This window comes from Sulfolobus sp. A20 (assembly GCF_001719125.1).
Taxonomy (GTDB): domain Archaea; phylum Thermoproteota; class Thermoprotei_A; order Sulfolobales; family Sulfolobaceae; genus Saccharolobus.
The window spans coordinates 721,725-738,152 of the sequence record NZ_CP017006.1; the positions used below are offsets into that span (position 1 = coordinate 721,725).

Below are 16,428 nucleotides of genomic sequence, written 5' to 3' on the forward strand. Positions count from 1 at the left end.
TATGAAGGCAATAGTTTTAGCAGCGGGAAAAGGAGAAGGTTTATTGCCTTATACTCAAAAATACCAGAAAGAGTCTATTACAATAGTTGGGAAATCTGTTATAAGTTATGTAATTGAGGGATTAAAAAGTATAGGCGTTAAGGAGTTTGTTATTGTAGTTAATGATAGGGGAAACCAGATAGAAAGTGAGATCGAGAAATTGGATATAGGTTTTGAAACTATTACACAGAAGAGGGCTGGTATCGATGGAGCGATACTTGATGGTATGGAAAAAATTGAAGATGATACTTTCATTTTGTCTTTCGGCGATATAATAGCTCCTAAGCCATTTTATAAGAGTCTTATGGACACTTACGTAATGAGCGGAAAAAAAGCAGTTATCTCAATTGTTCCGGTTAGCGAAGGAATGCAGACTTATGGATTGATAAAGATAGGTGAAAAGTTAAGAGTGGTTAGAGAAAACTCTACTTTAGCCTTAGCTGGAAGTTATATTCTGCCTAGAGGCGAATTTACATCACTATTAGATTACATTGATACTCTATCAACAAATGGAGAATTAGGTTATTTTATATGGTCAGAGGACTGGGTTGATATTGGCTATCCGGAGGATATTCTTTACGCTTTAGAGATCTTGTTAAAGAATAGAAGTACGATAGTATCGGATAAGGCTGAAATATCTAAAACTGCAATAATAGGAAAAGGAGTTATAGTAGAAGATGACGCTACAATAGAGGATTATGCAATAGTTAAAGGTCCAGCATATATAGGTAAGGGAGCATATGTAGGCTCTTATTCCTTGGTTCGTGATTATTCTGCAATTGAAGAAGGAGCTAAAATAGGGGCCTATTCTGAAATAGCACATTCTTTAGTAGAACCCCTCGCTGAAGTTGGTTCAAAATCTTATCTCACTTATTCTATAGTTGGAAAAAGAGCTAGACTAGGGGCTTCTGTCATAACATCCAGTTATCCTTCAACCTCCTTAAAAAGACCTAGATACAATAAGTTAGGTGCTCTGATATCTCCAGAAGCATTAGTAAAACATGGAAGTGTATTAGAAATCGGAGCCAAAATATGAGATATTTTTCTTAAAAAATAAAATCACTTATTTATCCATCTATTACCTTCTTCTTAGCAATACTACTGCTATTATGACTATGACTATTATGACTATGACTATCCCAATTAGTAATGGAGTAGATATGTGAGCTGTTGTTGTCGAAGTAGTAGATGAGGTCGTTATAGTTGCTGAGGTTGTTGAAGTCGTTGGTGTGGTAGTAGTTATAGAAGAAGTTGTAGAAGTAGAGGTTGTAGTTGAAGAAGTAGAAGAAGTTGTAGAAGTTGTGATAGAAGTTGTAGAAGTAGAGGTAGTTGAAGAAGTAGAAGAAGTTGTAGAAGTGGAAGTGGTTGATGTTGTGGTTGTTGAAGTTGTGGTAGAGGTAGTTGATGTGGTAGTAGTAGAAGTAGTTGAAGTTGAGGTCGTTGTTATCTGCGGGATTATTCCAGTACTTATTGTCCCTGTAGGAGTAACATAAGTTATATTAAGCTGAAAACTTGAACCAGTGTATTGTTCTGGAATCTTTAATTCAATAGATGAGTTTGTATAAGCAAATTCAGCATTATTACTTCCATAATACTGTGCAGATCCACTTGTACCGCCTGGTAATGGTATACTAACAGAATAATTCATTAACTTAGTGATAAACTTAGATAATGACGAAGATTGAGGTATAACTTCCACGATTACTTTATCTTCCTTACTAAATGGATACTTAGACAAAATGTAGGTATAATTATTGAATGTGGTAAATGATACTGTAATCCCGTTGGATGTGTAAGTATTACTAGTCACTATAGTTCCGTTAAGTCCATAACTTATATTTACGAAGATAAAGAATGGTAAATAACCTAATACTTGATTGTAATTAGATATATTGTAAAACTCTATATAACTAAAGAAGTAATACAAACCTTGAGGTATGTATGGTGGTACCTTAATTAGGACAAACGATGAGTTAGAAAAAGGTGCTTGTAAGTTAATGGGAAAACTGTAGACATAGTACATATTTGTAGAGAAAACTGGTGAATCTGTGAGAGCTTCTTTACTCGCATTCCAATTTATTATCTTAGCCATAGTAAGATTTACGGTATAACTTGCTCCTTGTTCACCTTTAATTAATAGTTGACCTACCGAATTATTTAGAAGAACCTCACCATTCACCAAACTTGATACTTTTATGACATTGACGATTAACGATTGACCACTAACGTATATTACGTTCTTCCCAACTGGTAATGAGAGCGTTTCAGACTTGTATGAATATGGTCCGAGGCTTAACGTACCCTGCTGATTACCGTTGAGATATATGGTTACTGTTTCTGAGGTTGGATTATCATTTATAACGTAGAACGTAAATGATGCTGAAGATCCAGTTGTAGGTATCGATATTGGAAGGTAACCAGATGGTGCCAAAAATATATTGCTAGCACTCTGATCTTGCGAAAACACTATTGGTATCGAGATTGCAGATATTATAATAATTACAGATATTAAACTAAAGATAATTAATTCTCTTAGTCTTACTTCCATCACTTTATGCAAACTCTTATCACAAATAAATTCTTTGCTTAGTGGTATTACGTCCATTTTAACTATATTCTATAGTTTACATTCTGTTTGATAGAAGATTACCAAACAAATTTCTATTAAATCTCCTAATGAAATAATAGTATAGCTTATAAATTATATGGCTCATCGCTTAACGTAAAAATCTACTTTTAATGAAGTTTTCCAAGTAATAGATAAATTTGTTTATATAAATTGTAATTCTACTCTCTGCCTTTGCTCATCACTTTAAGATATTCATTTCTTAGATCCTCTAACAGTAGATGAGTGTATATTTGAGTAGTTTTTATATCTTTATGACCTAATATTTTCTGTAATGTAAGAACATTCATACCCCTTTTTAAGGAAAGTGTGGCAAAGGTATGCCTTAGAATATGAGGTCTTAAGTCAATTCCAATTTTTTTCCCTAGTCTCTTCAATTTACGATAGACTGCATCGTAAGTTAAATCGAATAGTTTATCCTCTGATTTCTTACCTTTTATATACTTCTTTAGTAATTTAGAAGTTTCTTCAGTGAAGAAAACTACTCTTTCCTCACCGTTCTTAGTGTTTCTAACTCTAATCATATTAGTCTTAACGTCTATATCTCCTACTCTAATTGAAAGTAATTCATTGGCACGTAATCCTGTATCAAGAAGCAGTCTTATGAGTAACTTATCTCTTGCCCTCTTACATGCCTCTAATAATTTAGTAATTTCTTCTTCAGTTAGCGCTCTTACCTCTTTTCTTTTAACCTTAGGTATAGGCGGTTTGATACTTACGTTAAGCCATTTAAGGAATTTTCTTACAGCTATTACATAGTATCTAGCCGTCACGCTTTTTGCCCTTCTCCTCTCTAAGTCATCACCTTTTATCTTACTTTCTCTATTTAGAAGATTTGCGATCCATTTGTTGACATCATCTACTGTTACCTTCCTTGGATCTTTTTTTACGAAATCAAGGAAGTCTTTAACGGCAGTAGAGTAAAGCTTTATTGTACCATCCCCTGCTCCAGCTACCATCAAAGCGTTGACAAAAGCTTCATATGGATCTCCATCCTCCGGAGGAGATCCTAAATCCAACTTCACGTTAAATATATATCAAGTATAGAGAAATATAAAATGCTATACTCGATATTACAAAGTGAGGAAAGCCTCGCCCTTTAGGCGGAGATGATAAAGTTTTTAAATCCAATTCTGTTTGTAGATGGAGGGGTTCTCTGAGCCTCTCGACACATAAGAGATGTAATCACGAATCGATGAGGGGAGACCTCTAAGGGGAGAAAGTCGAGATTAGCAACTTATTTCCCTATTTTTCACTATTTGAGGTGTGAGAATTAATTTGTTTATCAAAATATAATAAAACGAATATCTAAATAAAAAATTTAAAATTTTTATATTCTATTGCCAATTTTTCCATATGACCATTTGGTATACCGGAACGGGAGATAAAGGAAAAACAAAGATTCCTTCAGCAGGAGAAGTTTGGAAAGATGAGGATATAGTTAATGCTTTAGGAGATATAGATGAATTAAACTCCGCATTAGGAGTCGTTTCATCATTATATCCAGAATTGGGAGAGATCATAAAGAAAGTACAGTCAGACCTTTTTTCAATAGCTTCTGAAATAGCTGGATTTGATCTAAATTTTAACGAAAATGAAATATTATGGCTAGAAAACAAAATAAACGAATTCTCCTCTGTGATCCCTCCCTTAAAGAATTTTGTTTTACCAGGTGGGCATTTAGCCTCCTCATTCTTACAGTTATCAAGAGCTATTTGTAGGAGAAGTGAGAGAAGTGTAGTAAAGATCATGAAATCTGGAAAGGCTAAAGAAGTACACGTTAGATACCTGAACAGACTATCATCCTTATTGTTCGTAATTGCTTTATGGGTAAATCAAAAGACCAATAACCCTAATACTATATGGAAACCTTGACCCCTATGCCTCTCCTTACAGCTTCTTGGTAAGCTACATATGCAGTCAAGTTATCTTCAGCTGAAATTCCTACGGTTTTAAAGATTGAAGGAAGTTCTATACTAATTCCCTTACTTATAACCTCCCCTATTTCAGTAACAAGCTTACCATTAAGTAATCCGCTCTGTTTAGGGATTATGTAATCACCAGTTTCCTTGGATACAGCTTCTAGTGAATCTACAATGTAACTTTTAGCCTTAATTATCGTATCATCATCAATTTCCCTAGAATTCGGAGTATGAGCCCCTATACTTGATACGTGGAAAACGTTTTTTAAGTATCTTCCTAGCACTACTGGTGTTTGGGAAGACGTCGTGGAGAATATGACGTCAGACTTTCTGAGAAGAGTCTCTAGATCAACTGGTTCTGCACCTATCTTTTTAGAGAACTCTATATGCGACTTCCGAGAAGTAACAAGCAATTTCTGCACCTTAAGATATGATAAGGAAAGCATGGCGTGATAGTATGCTTCAGTTCCAGCTCCTATAATGCCTAAAATACCTATATCTTTAGATTTTAATGAGATCTCAGTTGATAAAATACTTGCTGAAGCAGTACGTATCGCGGTTAACGTATTTCCATCCATTATAGCTAGAGTTTCTCCAGTGTCTGGAGACATTAATATAACTATTCCTTGGACTGTTGGTAATCCTAAACTCTTGTTTTTCTCTATAACATTTACTATCTTAGTTACAAAGGATTTCTCAGTAGATGAGGGCATTATCCCCCACCAGTTATCTTTTATTGTTAAGACTACCCTTTGAGGTTGAGTAACTTTCCCTTCTGAATAGAGTTTAAAGGCTTCTTTTACCGCATTTACAGCTATTTCAGCTTTAAGGATTTCATTTAAATCTTTAGATGATAGGATTATCATTATTGATTAAACATTAAATAAAACCGTTAATAAGTTAAGCTTTTCCAAAAAATCTCCATCTGAGCATTTCACTAACATAAGATGCTAAATCTTTAACACTATTGAATGAAGCAGTTTGTAAATGAAGGTATTCAAACTTAGCTTGATTCTCTAACATTTTAGCTTGAAGCTCTTTCACTTTACCTGACTCAAGAATACTCTCAAGTTTTTCCTCAGCCAAGTTACCTACGATTTCACCATTTATGTCATCTGGGTAAGGAAGGTCCCCATTAGGATATACAGTAATCGCATAACTAACCAGCCTATTAGGAACTTTGCCAATTATAGCATTAATGAAACCCCATGAATTATTTAATGTGGCACCATATTTTCTCTTTAATTCAGATAAAACTTTATAAAACTCGTAAGGATCTGGTGCTAACTTGACTTTGGAGCTAGGATAATCAACAGCTGGCATTGCTAGTATCTTATATCCACATTCCTTAACTTTCTTTACTTTTTCTTCTAATTTATTTAAATTATATCTTGTTACTACTGTTTGAACATTTACCTTCAGACCGTATTTTCTGAACCTGCAAAGGTTATCTAATTCCTTTACATTCCAATGATACTCATCTATTGAGTAATGTAAGAAATCTATGTTATCAGCTAGTTTAACTAAGAAATTCTCATCTTTTAGCCTATATCCATTAGTAGTTAGCATTACATAAAATGAACCGTCATGGGCGTAACTGAGTAACTCTAGTATATCTGGTCTTAATGTAGGTTCTCCGCCTTCAAATGATAAAACCACAATCGATGAGTCCTTTAAGTTGTCTATTATCCTCTTAATCCTTTCCTTACTACCTTCTCCTAGCTCTCCTGAATAATATGAGGGAGAGCAAAAGGTACATCTTAAGTTGCATCTAGATGTAACCTTAAAAGTAGCGTACGCTGGCTTAAATGGGTCTTTAAGTATTTGTGTTGAAATGAACCATTTTATAGCCTTTATATCCCTATTCATAATTTTAAGAACCTCCTAGTATGCTTTAAATATTCTTCAGCATTCTCATCAATTACTTTAATCTCATCTTCTTTTAACTTTTTAACTACCTTAGCTGGAACTCCAACAGCTACACTATATGGGGGAATTATAGTACCTTGTGTTACAACAGCCCCTGCTCCAATAATTGAGTATTCTCCGATTTGTGCACCATTAAGTAATATAGCTCCCATTCCCACTATAACATGAGATGATATTTTAGCCCCATGAATTACTGCATTATGTCCTATAGTAACTTTATCTCCAATAATAACTGGAAAACCGTAGTCTGTATGTATAGTAGTATTTTCTTGTACGTTAGATTCCTTACCAATCTTTATAGAGTCATTATCTCCCCTTATTACAACATAATGCCATATACTAGTTAATTCTTCAATTTCAACATCCCCTATAACATAAGCAGTGGGATGGACGTATGCTTTTTCCGAAACCTTAGGCTTTTTTCCGAGGTATTCTTCAATAGGCATATATAAAAAACTTTCAATCTTTCTTTATTAGTTTAGCTATAAAAAATCCAGTCATTTGATGAATATTAGGGTGAAATCTAATCTCATATTCGACTGAAAATCTAGGATCTTCTACTACTTTCTCGTTCTCCCAACTAGTTACCGTGCAAGTAGAGTATATTAAAACTCCACCTTTCCTTAAAATTTTGTAAGCAGAATTAATGAATTGCTTTTGATAATTATGAAAGTTCAAGATGTCTTCTTTAGATTTTTTATCATATATCTTAGGTCTTACACCTAATGCTGAACATGGGGGATCAATGATCACTTTATCAACATCTTTAATGTTAAAGTCTTCATAAAGGTATCTTGAGTCTGCTTTATAAACTTCTATTTTCATGTTCATTTTACTAATCAACTCTCTTAACCTAATTACCTTCTTTTCAGTGTGATCAAATCCTATTACCCTAGCCTTAGGCTGAAGTTGATAGATATGAGTTAGTTTACCACCAGGATAGGCGGTCATATCAATTATAATTTCGTTAGGCTGAGGATCAAGTAAGTGAGCAACATACATTGACGCCTTACCTTGTGAATAAGCTATCCCTTCCTTTATTATGTCCAGCTCAGATATCTTTGGGGCTGAGTAGACAGAGTTGGTAACTTTAACTACTAGATTATTACGTAATCCATTATAAATTCCTTCAGCTATCGGAATTCCATTATCACTAAATACGGTAACCTCTTTTTTCGGGTTTACTATTTCAACTTTCTTCACACCAGGTCTGTAAACATTAGCTCCCAGAATCACGCTTTCTGCAGTCTTCTTGTCCACTATTACCTTATTATCATATATATTAACTTTACTAGGACCCTTCACTTCAGCGTAAATTGCCTCTTCAAAGTCTTCGTCTCTCTTAAATTCACTATACTCGTTTAGTATGGCTTCTACACTGGTTTTTAGTGAATTAACTCTTAAGTATAACCTTGGATTAGGCTTCTTTATAGACTCTAGGAAATCTCTGACGTACTCGCCATAAACCTCTTCTAAATCTTCCATCACGAATTCGTCATACTCCAGAATACCTTAGCACCCTCATTATTTGGCTCTGTTACAAATCCTCCAAATCTTGAAATTAACTCTTCTCCTTCCCTTTTAGAGTTAATAAAAGTGTAGATTGCAGGACCAAATGATGAAAGACCTGCAGGAAATCCTATTTTATTCATTTTAGCCATGAGATCCTTTACCTCGTCTGATTGCATCGAAACCTCTATTTTCTTAAAACCTAGGTTTTGGATTAACGATATCGCATCTAAAGCTCCTTCAAGATCTTTTTCTATTACTGAGGGGATTAACTCCATTAGTATCACCCTAGCTAAGGTATCAATTCCTTCTAGTTTGGCATTTTTAAAGGCTTGCAATTCTTGAACACCGAATATTTTCTTACCTCTAGAAGGAATATTCACATATACATTCCACGGAAAGTTGTATCTGGCTATTAGAGGGGGTGGTGGTGATGAAGAGAAGTCAGAGGGCAAAACTTCCTTCTTAACCTTAAGAGAATGCCCACCATCAACGACGAAGCCTCCATACTCAAAGGCGTAAACACCTACACCAGAGGTCCCGCCTCTCTTAACTAATTTAGCTAATTCATATGATTTTATTTTCATAAAATTGTATTCTGCAGATATTTTCGCTATGGAAAGTAAATATTGTGTAGTATGCCCTAACCCAACGTGCTCTTCGTAATCCTCGTCTATACAGATTTTAGGTACCTTGAAGGGAAGAGAAATACTAGGAATAAAACAATCACCGGTCCTAATTACTATTCTAGGATACTTCAACGCTACACCTACTCCTCCATCTAACCTGCCATATTTTCCCTCTAGATCTACCAACGTAATATGTATTCTTGAGAGTCCTAAGAGTTTTATCACATGAATTAATAAGTTTAGAAAGATTATAAAGGGAATGATGAGTCTAGCCTCACTATTGTATAATTGGTATGTAAAAACGCCAAGCAAGACGTTTCTCGTAGACAGAAGTTCCTCCTTAACTTTCGAACAGGTCGTCGAGAAAGTAGCTAAGGTAGCTTCCAACATTTCGGCTGGAGATACTGTAGTACACTTGATGTTTAATTCTATACAATCAGTAATTAACTATCTTGCGATATATTGGGCTGGAGGTAAGGTAGTAGCTGTAGATCCGTTAACTAGTGCAGAAGATTTAAAGTTCATTTTGGATGATGCTCAACCAGACTTAGTGCTAACGGATGAGGAAATAGCTAAGAGAGAAAAAGAGGTTTTAAAGGATCAGAAAGTTATTGTAAATAAAGTAGAAAAGGAAGTGTTTTACAAACCTTATGAGTATAGAGACGATGAGGTCGGGTTAATTTATTACTACGCTGGAATAGCTGGAAGGACTATGCAAGTCTGGCATAGTGCAAATAGAGTGGAACTTAATTCTGCCGTGCTGTATTCCTCTTTAGGAATTAAGGAGATAAGGTCAATACTCACAGTTCCTATAGCACACGTGTTAGGAAATAGTATTTTAGGGATTACGTTAGAAGCTGGAGGATCCATGTATGTTATGACCAAATTTAATACGAGCGAAGCTATAGAAGCTATTAATAAGTATAACATTAACTATCTTTCAACTGTTCCCACGGTTTATGACTACCTTAACAACGAAGGGCAAGGCAATCTAAATAGTCTGGAATTGTGCGTGAGTTCTGCAGCTCCGCTTTTTCCAACTACTGTAGAGAACTTTAAGAGAAAGTATAAAAAAGACATAATCCAGCAATATGGGTTTACAGAAGGATTAATTCTGACTTTTCAGCCTAAAGAGCTGGCTGGGAATATATCTATAGGAAGACCCTTACCTAATGTGGAGATCAAGATTGTAAAAGAGGACGGGAGTGAAAGTGACGAAGGAGAATTGTTAGTGAAAGCACCCTGGTTAATGTTAGGATATAAAGATCCAAAAGAAACAGCTAAGGTTTTCAGAGATGGTTGGCTGATGACTGGGGATTTAGTGAAAATAGATAATAACACTGGTCTGCTTTATTTCAAAGGTGTTAAGAAGAGGATGTTAAAGTTTAAGGGATATCCAATATTTCCTAGGGACTTGGAGGAAATCTTGAAGAACCACCCACTAGTTGAAGAAGTAAAGGTTGTAGGAGAAGATGCCGGAACCCTAGGACAGCAACCAGTTGCATTGGTTAAGCTTAAGGAAAAAAAGCCTAATGTTGAAGAGGAGCTATTAAACTATGTAAATTCGAGAGTAGCGTTATATAAAAGGTTGAAAAAAGTATATGTGGTAGATAAGATTGAGTGAAGAAATAGATTCTTTAATTAAGGAAATTTCTGAGAAGTTACAAAAAAGAGCTGAGGAATTTGGAAAGAAGGGCGAAGACGTAACAGTAGTTTTAAATGAAGAGAATTTCGACGAGATCATTAAAAATAATAGATTAGTATTAGTGGACTGTTGGGCTGAGTGGTGTGCCCCATGTCACCTTTACGAGCCAATATACAAAAAAGTAGCTGAAAAATATAAGGGGAAGGCAGTATTTGGAAGGCTTAATGTAGATGAAAATCAAAAGATTGCTGACCAATATAGCGTCCTAAATATTCCTACTACACTAATATTCTTGAATGGTAAACTCGTTGATAATGTAGTCGGAGCTGTTGATGAAGATACTTTAGAGAGTGTTATAAAGAAATATTTAGAATGATCGAAGTAAACGTGAGAAAGAAGATTCAAAATTTTTTTCTTGATGTAAATTTTTCAGAGAAAGGAATAATTGCAATAACTGGTAAGAATGGAAGTGGGAAGAGCACATTACTGAACATTATATCAGGTGTTTTGCCTCCAGATGATGGATATGTAAGAGTCGATGGTCAAGATATTACGAGATTACCGATAAACAAGAGAAATATAGTTTTAGTTACACCTCAGAGTTTTATTCCCAATTTACCGGTGAAAAAACATCTGATCTGGGGGGCAAAGTTAAGGGGGATGAAGATAAAGGGAGATGAAGTAAAAGAAGTAAGTAAACTATTAGGTATAGCAGATTTAGAAAAGAAAGTTGGTCAATTAAGTTTAGGGAACAAGGAAAAAGTGTCCCTAGCAACCGCACTTATAGCCAAACCTAAATTGATTTTAGTTGATGAGGCTTTTAGCAATATTACTAACAGAGAAGATTTTATATCAATATTCAAGGAACTATGTAAGAGAAATGGGATACAGTTAATTTATGTCAGTCAAAATGTTGAAGATACAAAATTTTCAGATCATCATTACGTCATGGTGAATGGTTCTCTCCATAAAGTGTTCTAAAACATTTATCATTAAAATGAAAGATTTCTAACTCTCTTATGATAAAATGAACATAAGAAACTGAAAAGTTTTTATGATAATATCTAGCAATCTTTTTATACCAAATATACATAGGCACAAATCATGCCAAGTAGTACGGATGATATACTCAAATTCCTAAAGGAAAATAATATAAGATGGGTAGACCTTCAATTCACTGATGTACCGGGTAGGTTACATCATATAACTATACCTAGTAGTGAAGTTGATGAAGAGGCTCTAAAAACTGGCTTTGGAAAACTAGATGGAAGCAGCATAAAGGGATTCACTACAATTTATGAAAGCGATATGGTTCTTTTACCAGTACCAACTACTATGACATTAGTGCCTTGGTCTCCAAGTTTAGCCAGAGTGATATGTAAGGTCTTCTGGGGAGGAGGAAAAGGAAGATTTGAGAGAGATCCAAGATTCGTAGCTGAAGAAGCTGAGAAGTATCAAGAAGGTGAAGGGTATACCTCATTTTACGGACCAGAGCTAGAGTTCTTTATATTCGATAAAGTAAAACTTGATGTTAGTACGCCTCAATCCGGGACTGGATATAAGATTGTTGCAAGAGAAGCCCCATGGAGTGATAGTGGATCATTTATGATAAGATATAAAGAGGGTTACTATCCAGCTCCACCAGTTGATCAATTAATGGATGTAAGGATGGAAATTGTGGATACACTAGTTAAATATTTCAACTATACTATCGAAGCAACTCACCATGAAGTAGCTACAGCGGGACAAGGTGAAATAGACTTTAGGTTTTCTACTTTAGTAGATACGGCTGATAAAGTACAGACTTTAAAATACGTAGCTAAAAACATTGCAGCAAAGCATGGCATGGTAGCTACGTTTATGCCAAAACCAATCTACGGAGATAACGGTACTGGAATGCACACTCACTTAAGTTTGTGGACAAAGGATGGGAAAAAGAACTTAATGTACGATCCAAATGACGAATATGCAGAGATAAGCCAATTTGGAAGATACGTAATTGGAGGATTATTGCATCACGCTAGGGCATTATCAGCTATTGTCTCACCTAGTGTAAATAGCTATAGAAGATTAATACCAGGCTTTGAAGCGCCAGTATATATAGCTTGGAGTAAATCTAATAGAAGTGCGGTTATAAGAGTACCTGCCTATTATAGGGGAATGGAGAAAGCAAAGAGAATTGAATACAGACCACCAGATCCCTCAACTAACCCATACCTAGCGTTTGCTGCCTTACTCATGGCTGCAATAGATGGAGTTAAGAAAAAGATGGACCCAGGTGATCCAGTAGATGAAAATATATATCACTTAACTCCAGAAAGGAGAAAACAATTAGGGATTAAAGAATTACCTAGATCATTAGATGAGGCTTTAGATGAGTTAGAGAGCGATAAAGAATTCTTGAAACCAGTGTTTAACTCATCCTTATTGGATACATATATTGATTTAAAGAGAGATGAGGCTAGAACTCTACAAGGATACCCACATCCAATGGAATTATACTTCTACCTAGATTCTTAAAAAGGTATAAATATTCCAGAATTTCTTAGATTATTTTTGAATTCTTTTATATCCAGATAATAGTCAAACTCATAATTTTTTAATGAACTAAGCAATATGGGGTAATCAATATTTATTAACGCAGCATAATCTTGAGCCCATCTATCTGGTGACGACTTAAACCAAGAAAACGAATCCTCATATATTCTCTTAATTTTCTCATAATCTAAACTCTCTCTAGCTGCCAACGTACAACAGTGAAGAGGAATAAATCTATGAGACTTGTAACCTTTTCTTTCGAGAATTGAAAGATACGGCTCCCAGATAGCTATACCGTTAACTACTCCTCTCTCTAAATAATTTATCATTTCATTAGGATCGTTTGAAGGGATTATTTTAACATTATTAAACTCGTTGAATGTCCATATTTCCATGCTCGACATTACAGTAGTTGCTATCGTATCACAGACTTTACCAATAACTCCTCCACCACCTTTTGCTCCCCCACCTATTATTTTAATATTTCTAAATACTGTTGAGAAAAATAACTGTGTAACTATTGGTGATAATCCAAGGTCTAGTTTAGCTTCTACTAGATCCCTTGTGAGATCAATACCATTAGAGTAAACCTTTACCTTAACCGTAAATCCAAGTTCGTTTAACTTTTTTATGAAGGGTATTATGAAGGGATACTCAGCTGCCTTAATTATTCCTAATTTTAAGAATTTATTTGAAGATAAAGATACTTCTAAATTTTTGCCTATTAACTTTCTTCTAGTAATTATTCCGTTTTTTCTAGCTCCGAAAGAATCTCTGATAGCCTACTTTTAGAGATACCAGATAGCTTTGATAGTTCAGACTGCGGTAAAGATCCTCTTTCTCTTAAAATAGAGATAATCTTATCTTTACTATTCATCTAATATATAATTTTCCAAAAACTCTATAATAAGTTTACCTTATTGGTATTATCTAATATTCTAAGAACGTGGTTACGCAATGATCTATTGGTCTTAAAAAGCCCTCTATAAGCTACGGAAACTAGATTAGCTTCTCTATCCTTAACTCCTCTAACGTATGAGCACATATGTAAAGCGTCTCCAATTACCATAACTCCTTTAGGCTTAATATCACTATTCATTATTGCATCAGCTACCTGCTCCACTAGCCTCTCTTGAATTTGCAATCTACTAGCATAGTAATTAACAATTCTAATTATCTTACTGAAGCCCGCTACTTTCCCTTCATCCCCTACAATATAAGCTACATTAATTTTACCAATAATAGGCAACATATGATGCTCGCATAGTGATGAAAAGTTTATATCTCTAACTATTATTATCTGATCTTCGTGATTTCTAGAATCTTCTTCACTTAAATTAAATACTTTAATTTTAGGTGGAGATTGTCTGAGTCCATTCGTCATTTCCAATAGCGCTTTAGCTACTCTTTCTGGCGTTTCCCTTAAGCCTTCCCTTTCCGGATTTTCTCCTAATAGTTCTAGTATTTCCCTTATTCTTTTAGCGATTTCCTCTACTAGTTTTTGATTTTCTATTTCTGTTTCCTCCATACCGTTTATTATTCTATGATGAAACCCATTATAACTATTTTGTTAAAAAACTTCTACAATAGTTTATAAGTAGTTTCTAAAACTATAGGTTTACCTTTAGTTACTATAAGTGTATCCTCTATTCTCACTCCAAACTTTCCTTTTAAATATATACCAGGTTCTACAGTTATTACCATATTTTCTCGTAACACATCTCTCGAGTTAATCGAGATTGAAGGGCTCTCATGGATTTCAACACCTACTCCATGCCCAGTGGAGTGTATAAAGTACTTCTGATAACCTGCTTTTTCAATTACCCTTCTCGCGATTCTATCTATTTCTGAGGCATTTACTCCATCTCTCACTTGATCAATAGCTTCTAATTGTGCTTGAAGAACTATTTCATAAATTTTTCTGGCTTCAGTATTGTTAAAAATGAATGTTCTAGTACTATCGAAACAATACCCTTGATATTTAGCACCTATATCGAAGAGAGCTATATCATTTTTACCTAAATATCTATCCGTAGGTACATGGTGAGGGTAAGCAGTATTCTCCCCAAAGGCTACTATGGAAGGAAAAGCGTAGTCCTCAGCTCCCATAGACTTCATCGTCATATCAATGACTCCGGCTATTTGCTTCTCTGAAGCCTGATTTGTTAATCTTTCCATTCCCATCTTCATGGCGCCAGAAGTAATTTCCCCTGCTCTCTTTATCCTTTCTAATTCGTCCTCATCCTTAATAGCTCTCATACTAATAATTTCATGAGAAATATCTATTATTTTATACTTCTCAGAAAGACCCTTATACGTGTTTGCATCTATCCAGTTAACGTCTAAGAGTAAAATGTCGGAATTAACAATTTTTTGTAGAGCAACAAATAAATTACCCTCTATTACATTTTCAAATATTTTAGAGGGGTAGTATATTAATATATCTATATCCTTTACCTTATCTGCTCTATACATTTCTAATGCCGGCACTAATAGCGTAAATCTAGAATCGCAATATACCAATGCCCCAACGCCTTCATACTCTAGGAAATAGTATAGATTAGGATACCCTAATACAACTGCACAATATTTTCCTTTATCTTCCAAAATAGCCTTGAGCTTGTTAAGTCTATTCATAATTTATACTTAAAATTAGGCTCCCTAATAGATATTGCTATACTAAATGCTCTACTTACTAGCTGTTCCTTTATCTCTTCTGCGAAGTCTTCCTTGAAGACGTTTGAGATATCTATTATGTTATCTTCTTTATATAGACATGTCTTTAATTTACCGTCTACTGTCAGTCTTATTCTATTACATCCAGCACAGAAAATTGGATTAGCATATGGCTTTACTACTTCTACTATTAAGCCAGAGGGTAAAACGTAACGAGGCCTAAGATGTTTTTTTCTAACTTCTCTCTTTATAGCTATCTTAGATATGTATTCCTCTAGTTCATTTAGCTTTTCATGCTCGTTGAAGAAAACCTTACCTAACCCTACTGGATGAAGTTCAATTAAATGTACCTCATTAACTCCTAATTTTTCGGCTAATTCTAAGAACATTAAAGCTTCATTAATATTACGCTTATTCACCACATAATTTAACTTAACTGGTCTAAAGCCTGTCTCTATAGCTCTTCTAACTCCTTCTAAGATTTTATCAAATGCGTCAACCCCTGTTATCTTCTTAAAAGTTTCCCTAGATACTGCATGTAAACTTATGTTTATTCTATCTAAACCAGCTTCTTTTAATTTAGGTGCTAAATCTCTCAACAAGAAACCATTAGTGGTCATTGAAACATCTTGATAGCCTAGTTCTTTAAGTCCTTTGATTATTTCAATTAAATCACGCCTTAATGTAGGCTCGCCACCAGTTAGTTTAACTGATCTTATACCAAAATCTCTAGCAACTTTAGCTACTAACAAAATGTCCTCTAGCCTTAATCCATTACTTATCTCGTCCTCTCCTTCCATATGGCAGAAGAAGCATTGAAAATTGCAAGCATGCGTTAATGTTATCCTTAAATCGTCTAAAGGTCTACCAAATCTATCAATCATTATTAACTTTTTTACCTTTGCTAATTATAAA

At 34.7% G+C, this 16,428-nt stretch carries 16 protein-coding genes and 1 pseudogene; 6 read left to right on the top strand and 11 right to left on the bottom strand.

The features are described from left to right. The first annotated feature begins 1 nt into the window (after position 1). Positions 2-1,075: a sugar phosphate nucleotidyltransferase gene (locus BFU36_RS03940; protein WP_069284577.1), complete on the top strand. Its 1,074-nt coding sequence runs from the start codon at positions 2-4 to the stop codon at positions 1,073-1,075. A gap of 42 nt (positions 1,076-1,117) precedes the next feature. On the opposite strand, the gene BFU36_RS03945 is transcribed toward BFU36_RS03940, so the two are convergent. Together BFU36_RS03945 and xerA are read right to left on the bottom strand one after the other, a co-directional pair. Next, the gene (locus BFU36_RS03945) at positions 1,118-2,587 is read right to left on the bottom strand and encodes a hypothetical protein (protein ID WP_156770056.1); all 1,470 of its coding nucleotides are present in this window, start codon (positions 2,585-2,587) and stop codon (positions 1,118-1,120) included. Between the two features lie 239 nt (positions 2,588-2,826). Then, entirely contained in the window at positions 2,827-3,690 is an 864-nt protein-coding gene (gene xerA, locus BFU36_RS03950) for a site-specific tyrosine recombinase/integron integrase (protein WP_069282371.1), read from the bottom strand. Between the two features lie 331 nt (positions 3,691-4,021). On the opposite strand from xerA, the gene BFU36_RS03955 reads away from it, so the two are divergent. After that, the gene (locus BFU36_RS03955; protein WP_069282372.1) at positions 4,022-4,540 is read left to right on the top strand and encodes a cob(I)yrinic acid a,c-diamide adenosyltransferase; all 519 of its coding nucleotides are present in this window, start codon (positions 4,022-4,024) and stop codon (positions 4,538-4,540) included. Here BFU36_RS03955 and BFU36_RS03960 read toward each other — a convergent pair. Genes BFU36_RS03960 through BFU36_RS03980 form a run of 5 tightly spaced genes read right to left on the bottom strand, consistent with a single transcriptional unit; the run spans position 4,524 to position 8,879 of the window. Next, on the bottom strand, positions 4,524-5,453 hold the full coding sequence (locus BFU36_RS03960) for an ornithine cyclodeaminase family protein (RefSeq protein WP_069282373.1): 930 nt from the start codon (positions 5,451-5,453) through the stop codon (positions 4,524-4,526). The two genes, BFU36_RS03955 and BFU36_RS03960, sit on opposite strands and share 17 nt — an antisense overlap. A 34-nt stretch (positions 5,454-5,487) precedes the next feature. After that, positions 5,488-6,456 (bottom strand): radical SAM protein, encoded by a 969-nt coding sequence (locus tag BFU36_RS03965; RefSeq protein WP_069282374.1) that lies wholly within the window; start codon positions 6,454-6,456, stop codon positions 5,488-5,490. Beyond that, entirely contained in the window at positions 6,453-6,962 is a 510-nt protein-coding gene (locus BFU36_RS03970) for a DapH/DapD/GlmU-related protein (RefSeq protein WP_069282375.1), read from the bottom strand. The genes BFU36_RS03965 and BFU36_RS03970 overlap by 4 nt, the downstream gene beginning before the upstream one ends. A 13-nt stretch (positions 6,963-6,975) precedes the next feature. Beyond that, positions 6,976-8,001, bottom strand: coding sequence for an RsmB/NOP family class I SAM-dependent RNA methyltransferase (locus tag BFU36_RS03975; protein WP_069282376.1), 1,026 nt, complete (start codon positions 7,999-8,001; stop codon positions 6,976-6,978). Then, the gene (locus BFU36_RS03980; protein ID WP_069282377.1) at positions 8,001-8,879 is read right to left on the bottom strand and encodes a beta-ribofuranosylaminobenzene 5'-phosphate synthase family protein; all 879 of its coding nucleotides are present in this window, start codon (positions 8,877-8,879) and stop codon (positions 8,001-8,003) included. Before BFU36_RS03980 ends, BFU36_RS03975 begins: the two co-directional genes overlap by 1 nt. Before the next feature lie 37 nt (positions 8,880-8,916). Here BFU36_RS03980 and BFU36_RS03985 point away from each other — a divergent pair, with 37 nt between their 5' ends. From BFU36_RS03985 to glnA, 4 genes are all read left to right on the top strand, one after another. Next, positions 8,917-10,278 (top strand): class I adenylate-forming enzyme family protein, encoded by a 1,362-nt coding sequence (locus BFU36_RS03985; RefSeq protein ID WP_069282378.1) that lies wholly within the window; start codon positions 8,917-8,919, stop codon positions 10,276-10,278. After that, positions 10,271-10,675 carry a thioredoxin gene (trxA, locus tag BFU36_RS03990; RefSeq protein ID WP_083216347.1) on the top strand — a complete coding sequence of 135 codons (405 nt, stop codon included), beginning with the start codon at positions 10,271-10,273 and terminating at the stop codon, positions 10,673-10,675. Before BFU36_RS03985 ends, trxA begins: the two co-directional genes overlap by 8 nt. Further along, complete coding sequence (locus tag BFU36_RS03995) at positions 10,672-11,280, top strand: ATP-binding cassette domain-containing protein (RefSeq protein WP_069282379.1); 609 nt, start codon at positions 10,672-10,674, stop codon at positions 11,278-11,280. Before trxA ends, BFU36_RS03995 begins: the two co-directional genes overlap by 4 nt. A 123-nt stretch (positions 11,281-11,403) precedes the next feature. After that, positions 11,404-12,819, top strand: coding sequence for a type I glutamate--ammonia ligase (glnA, locus tag BFU36_RS04000; RefSeq protein ID WP_069282380.1), 1,416 nt, complete (start codon positions 11,404-11,406; stop codon positions 12,817-12,819). Here the strand turns inward: glnA and BFU36_RS04005 are convergent. The 4 genes and pseudogenes from BFU36_RS04005 to moaA all read right to left on the bottom strand — a co-directional run bounded on the left by BFU36_RS04005 (position 12,816) and on the right by moaA (position 16,397). Beyond that, positions 12,816-13,714 (bottom strand): annotated as a pseudogene (locus BFU36_RS04005) (winged helix-turn-helix transcriptional regulator). The gene glnA and the pseudogene BFU36_RS04005 sit on opposite strands and share 4 nt — an antisense overlap. Before the next feature lie 24 nt (positions 13,715-13,738). Continuing rightward, on the bottom strand, positions 13,739-14,365 hold the full coding sequence (folE, locus tag BFU36_RS04010) for a GTP cyclohydrolase I FolE (RefSeq protein WP_069282381.1): 627 nt from the start codon (positions 14,363-14,365) through the stop codon (positions 13,739-13,741). A 53-nt stretch (positions 14,366-14,418) separates the two neighbouring features. Next, entirely contained in the window at positions 14,419-15,474 is a 1,056-nt protein-coding gene (locus BFU36_RS04015) for a Xaa-Pro peptidase family protein (protein WP_069282382.1), read from the bottom strand. Next, entirely contained in the window at positions 15,471-16,397 is a 927-nt protein-coding gene (moaA, locus tag BFU36_RS04020) for a GTP 3',8-cyclase MoaA (RefSeq protein ID WP_069282383.1), read from the bottom strand. The genes BFU36_RS04015 and moaA overlap by 4 nt, the downstream gene beginning before the upstream one ends. Between the last annotated feature and the right edge of the window lie 31 nt (positions 16,398-16,428).

Bases quoted from the DNA above. Each gene is read 5' to 3' on its own strand.
- BFU36_RS03940 (WP_069284577.1), top strand. From the start codon at position 2: ATGAAGGCAATAGTTTTAGCAGCGGGAAAAGGAGAAGGTTTATTGCCT.
- BFU36_RS03945 (WP_156770056.1), bottom strand. From the start codon at position 2,587: ATGGAAGTAAGACTAAGAGAATTAATTATCTTTAGTTTAATATCTGTA.
- BFU36_RS03955 (WP_069282372.1), top strand. From the start codon at position 4,022: ATGACCATTTGGTATACCGGAACGGGAGATAAAGGAAAAACAAAGATT.
- BFU36_RS03960 (WP_069282373.1), bottom strand. From the start codon at position 5,453: ATGATAATCCTATCATCTAAAGATTTAAATGAAATCCTTAAAGCTGAA.
- BFU36_RS03965 (WP_069282374.1), bottom strand. From the start codon at position 6,456: ATGAATAGGGATATAAAGGCTATAAAATGGTTCATTTCAACACAAATA.
- BFU36_RS03970 (WP_069282375.1), bottom strand. From the start codon at position 6,962: ATGCCTATTGAAGAATACCTCGGAAAAAAGCCTAAGGTTTCGGAAAAA.
- BFU36_RS03975 (WP_069282376.1), bottom strand. From the start codon at position 8,001: ATGGAAGATTTAGAAGAGGTTTATGGCGAGTACGTCAGAGATTTCCTA.
- BFU36_RS03985 (WP_069282378.1), top strand. From the start codon at position 8,917: ATGAGTCTAGCCTCACTATTGTATAATTGGTATGTAAAAACGCCAAGC.
- BFU36_RS03995 (WP_069282379.1), top strand. From the start codon at position 10,672: ATGATCGAAGTAAACGTGAGAAAGAAGATTCAAAATTTTTTTCTTGAT.
- glnA (WP_069282380.1), top strand. From the start codon at position 11,404: ATGCCAAGTAGTACGGATGATATACTCAAATTCCTAAAGGAAAATAAT.
- folE (WP_069282381.1), bottom strand. From the start codon at position 14,365: ATGGAGGAAACAGAAATAGAAAATCAAAAACTAGTAGAGGAAATCGCT.
- BFU36_RS04015 (WP_069282382.1), bottom strand. From the start codon at position 15,474: ATGAATAGACTTAACAAGCTCAAGGCTATTTTGGAAGATAAAGGAAAA.
- moaA (WP_069282383.1), bottom strand. From the start codon at position 16,397: ATGATTGATAGATTTGGTAGACCTTTAGACGATTTAAGGATAACATTA.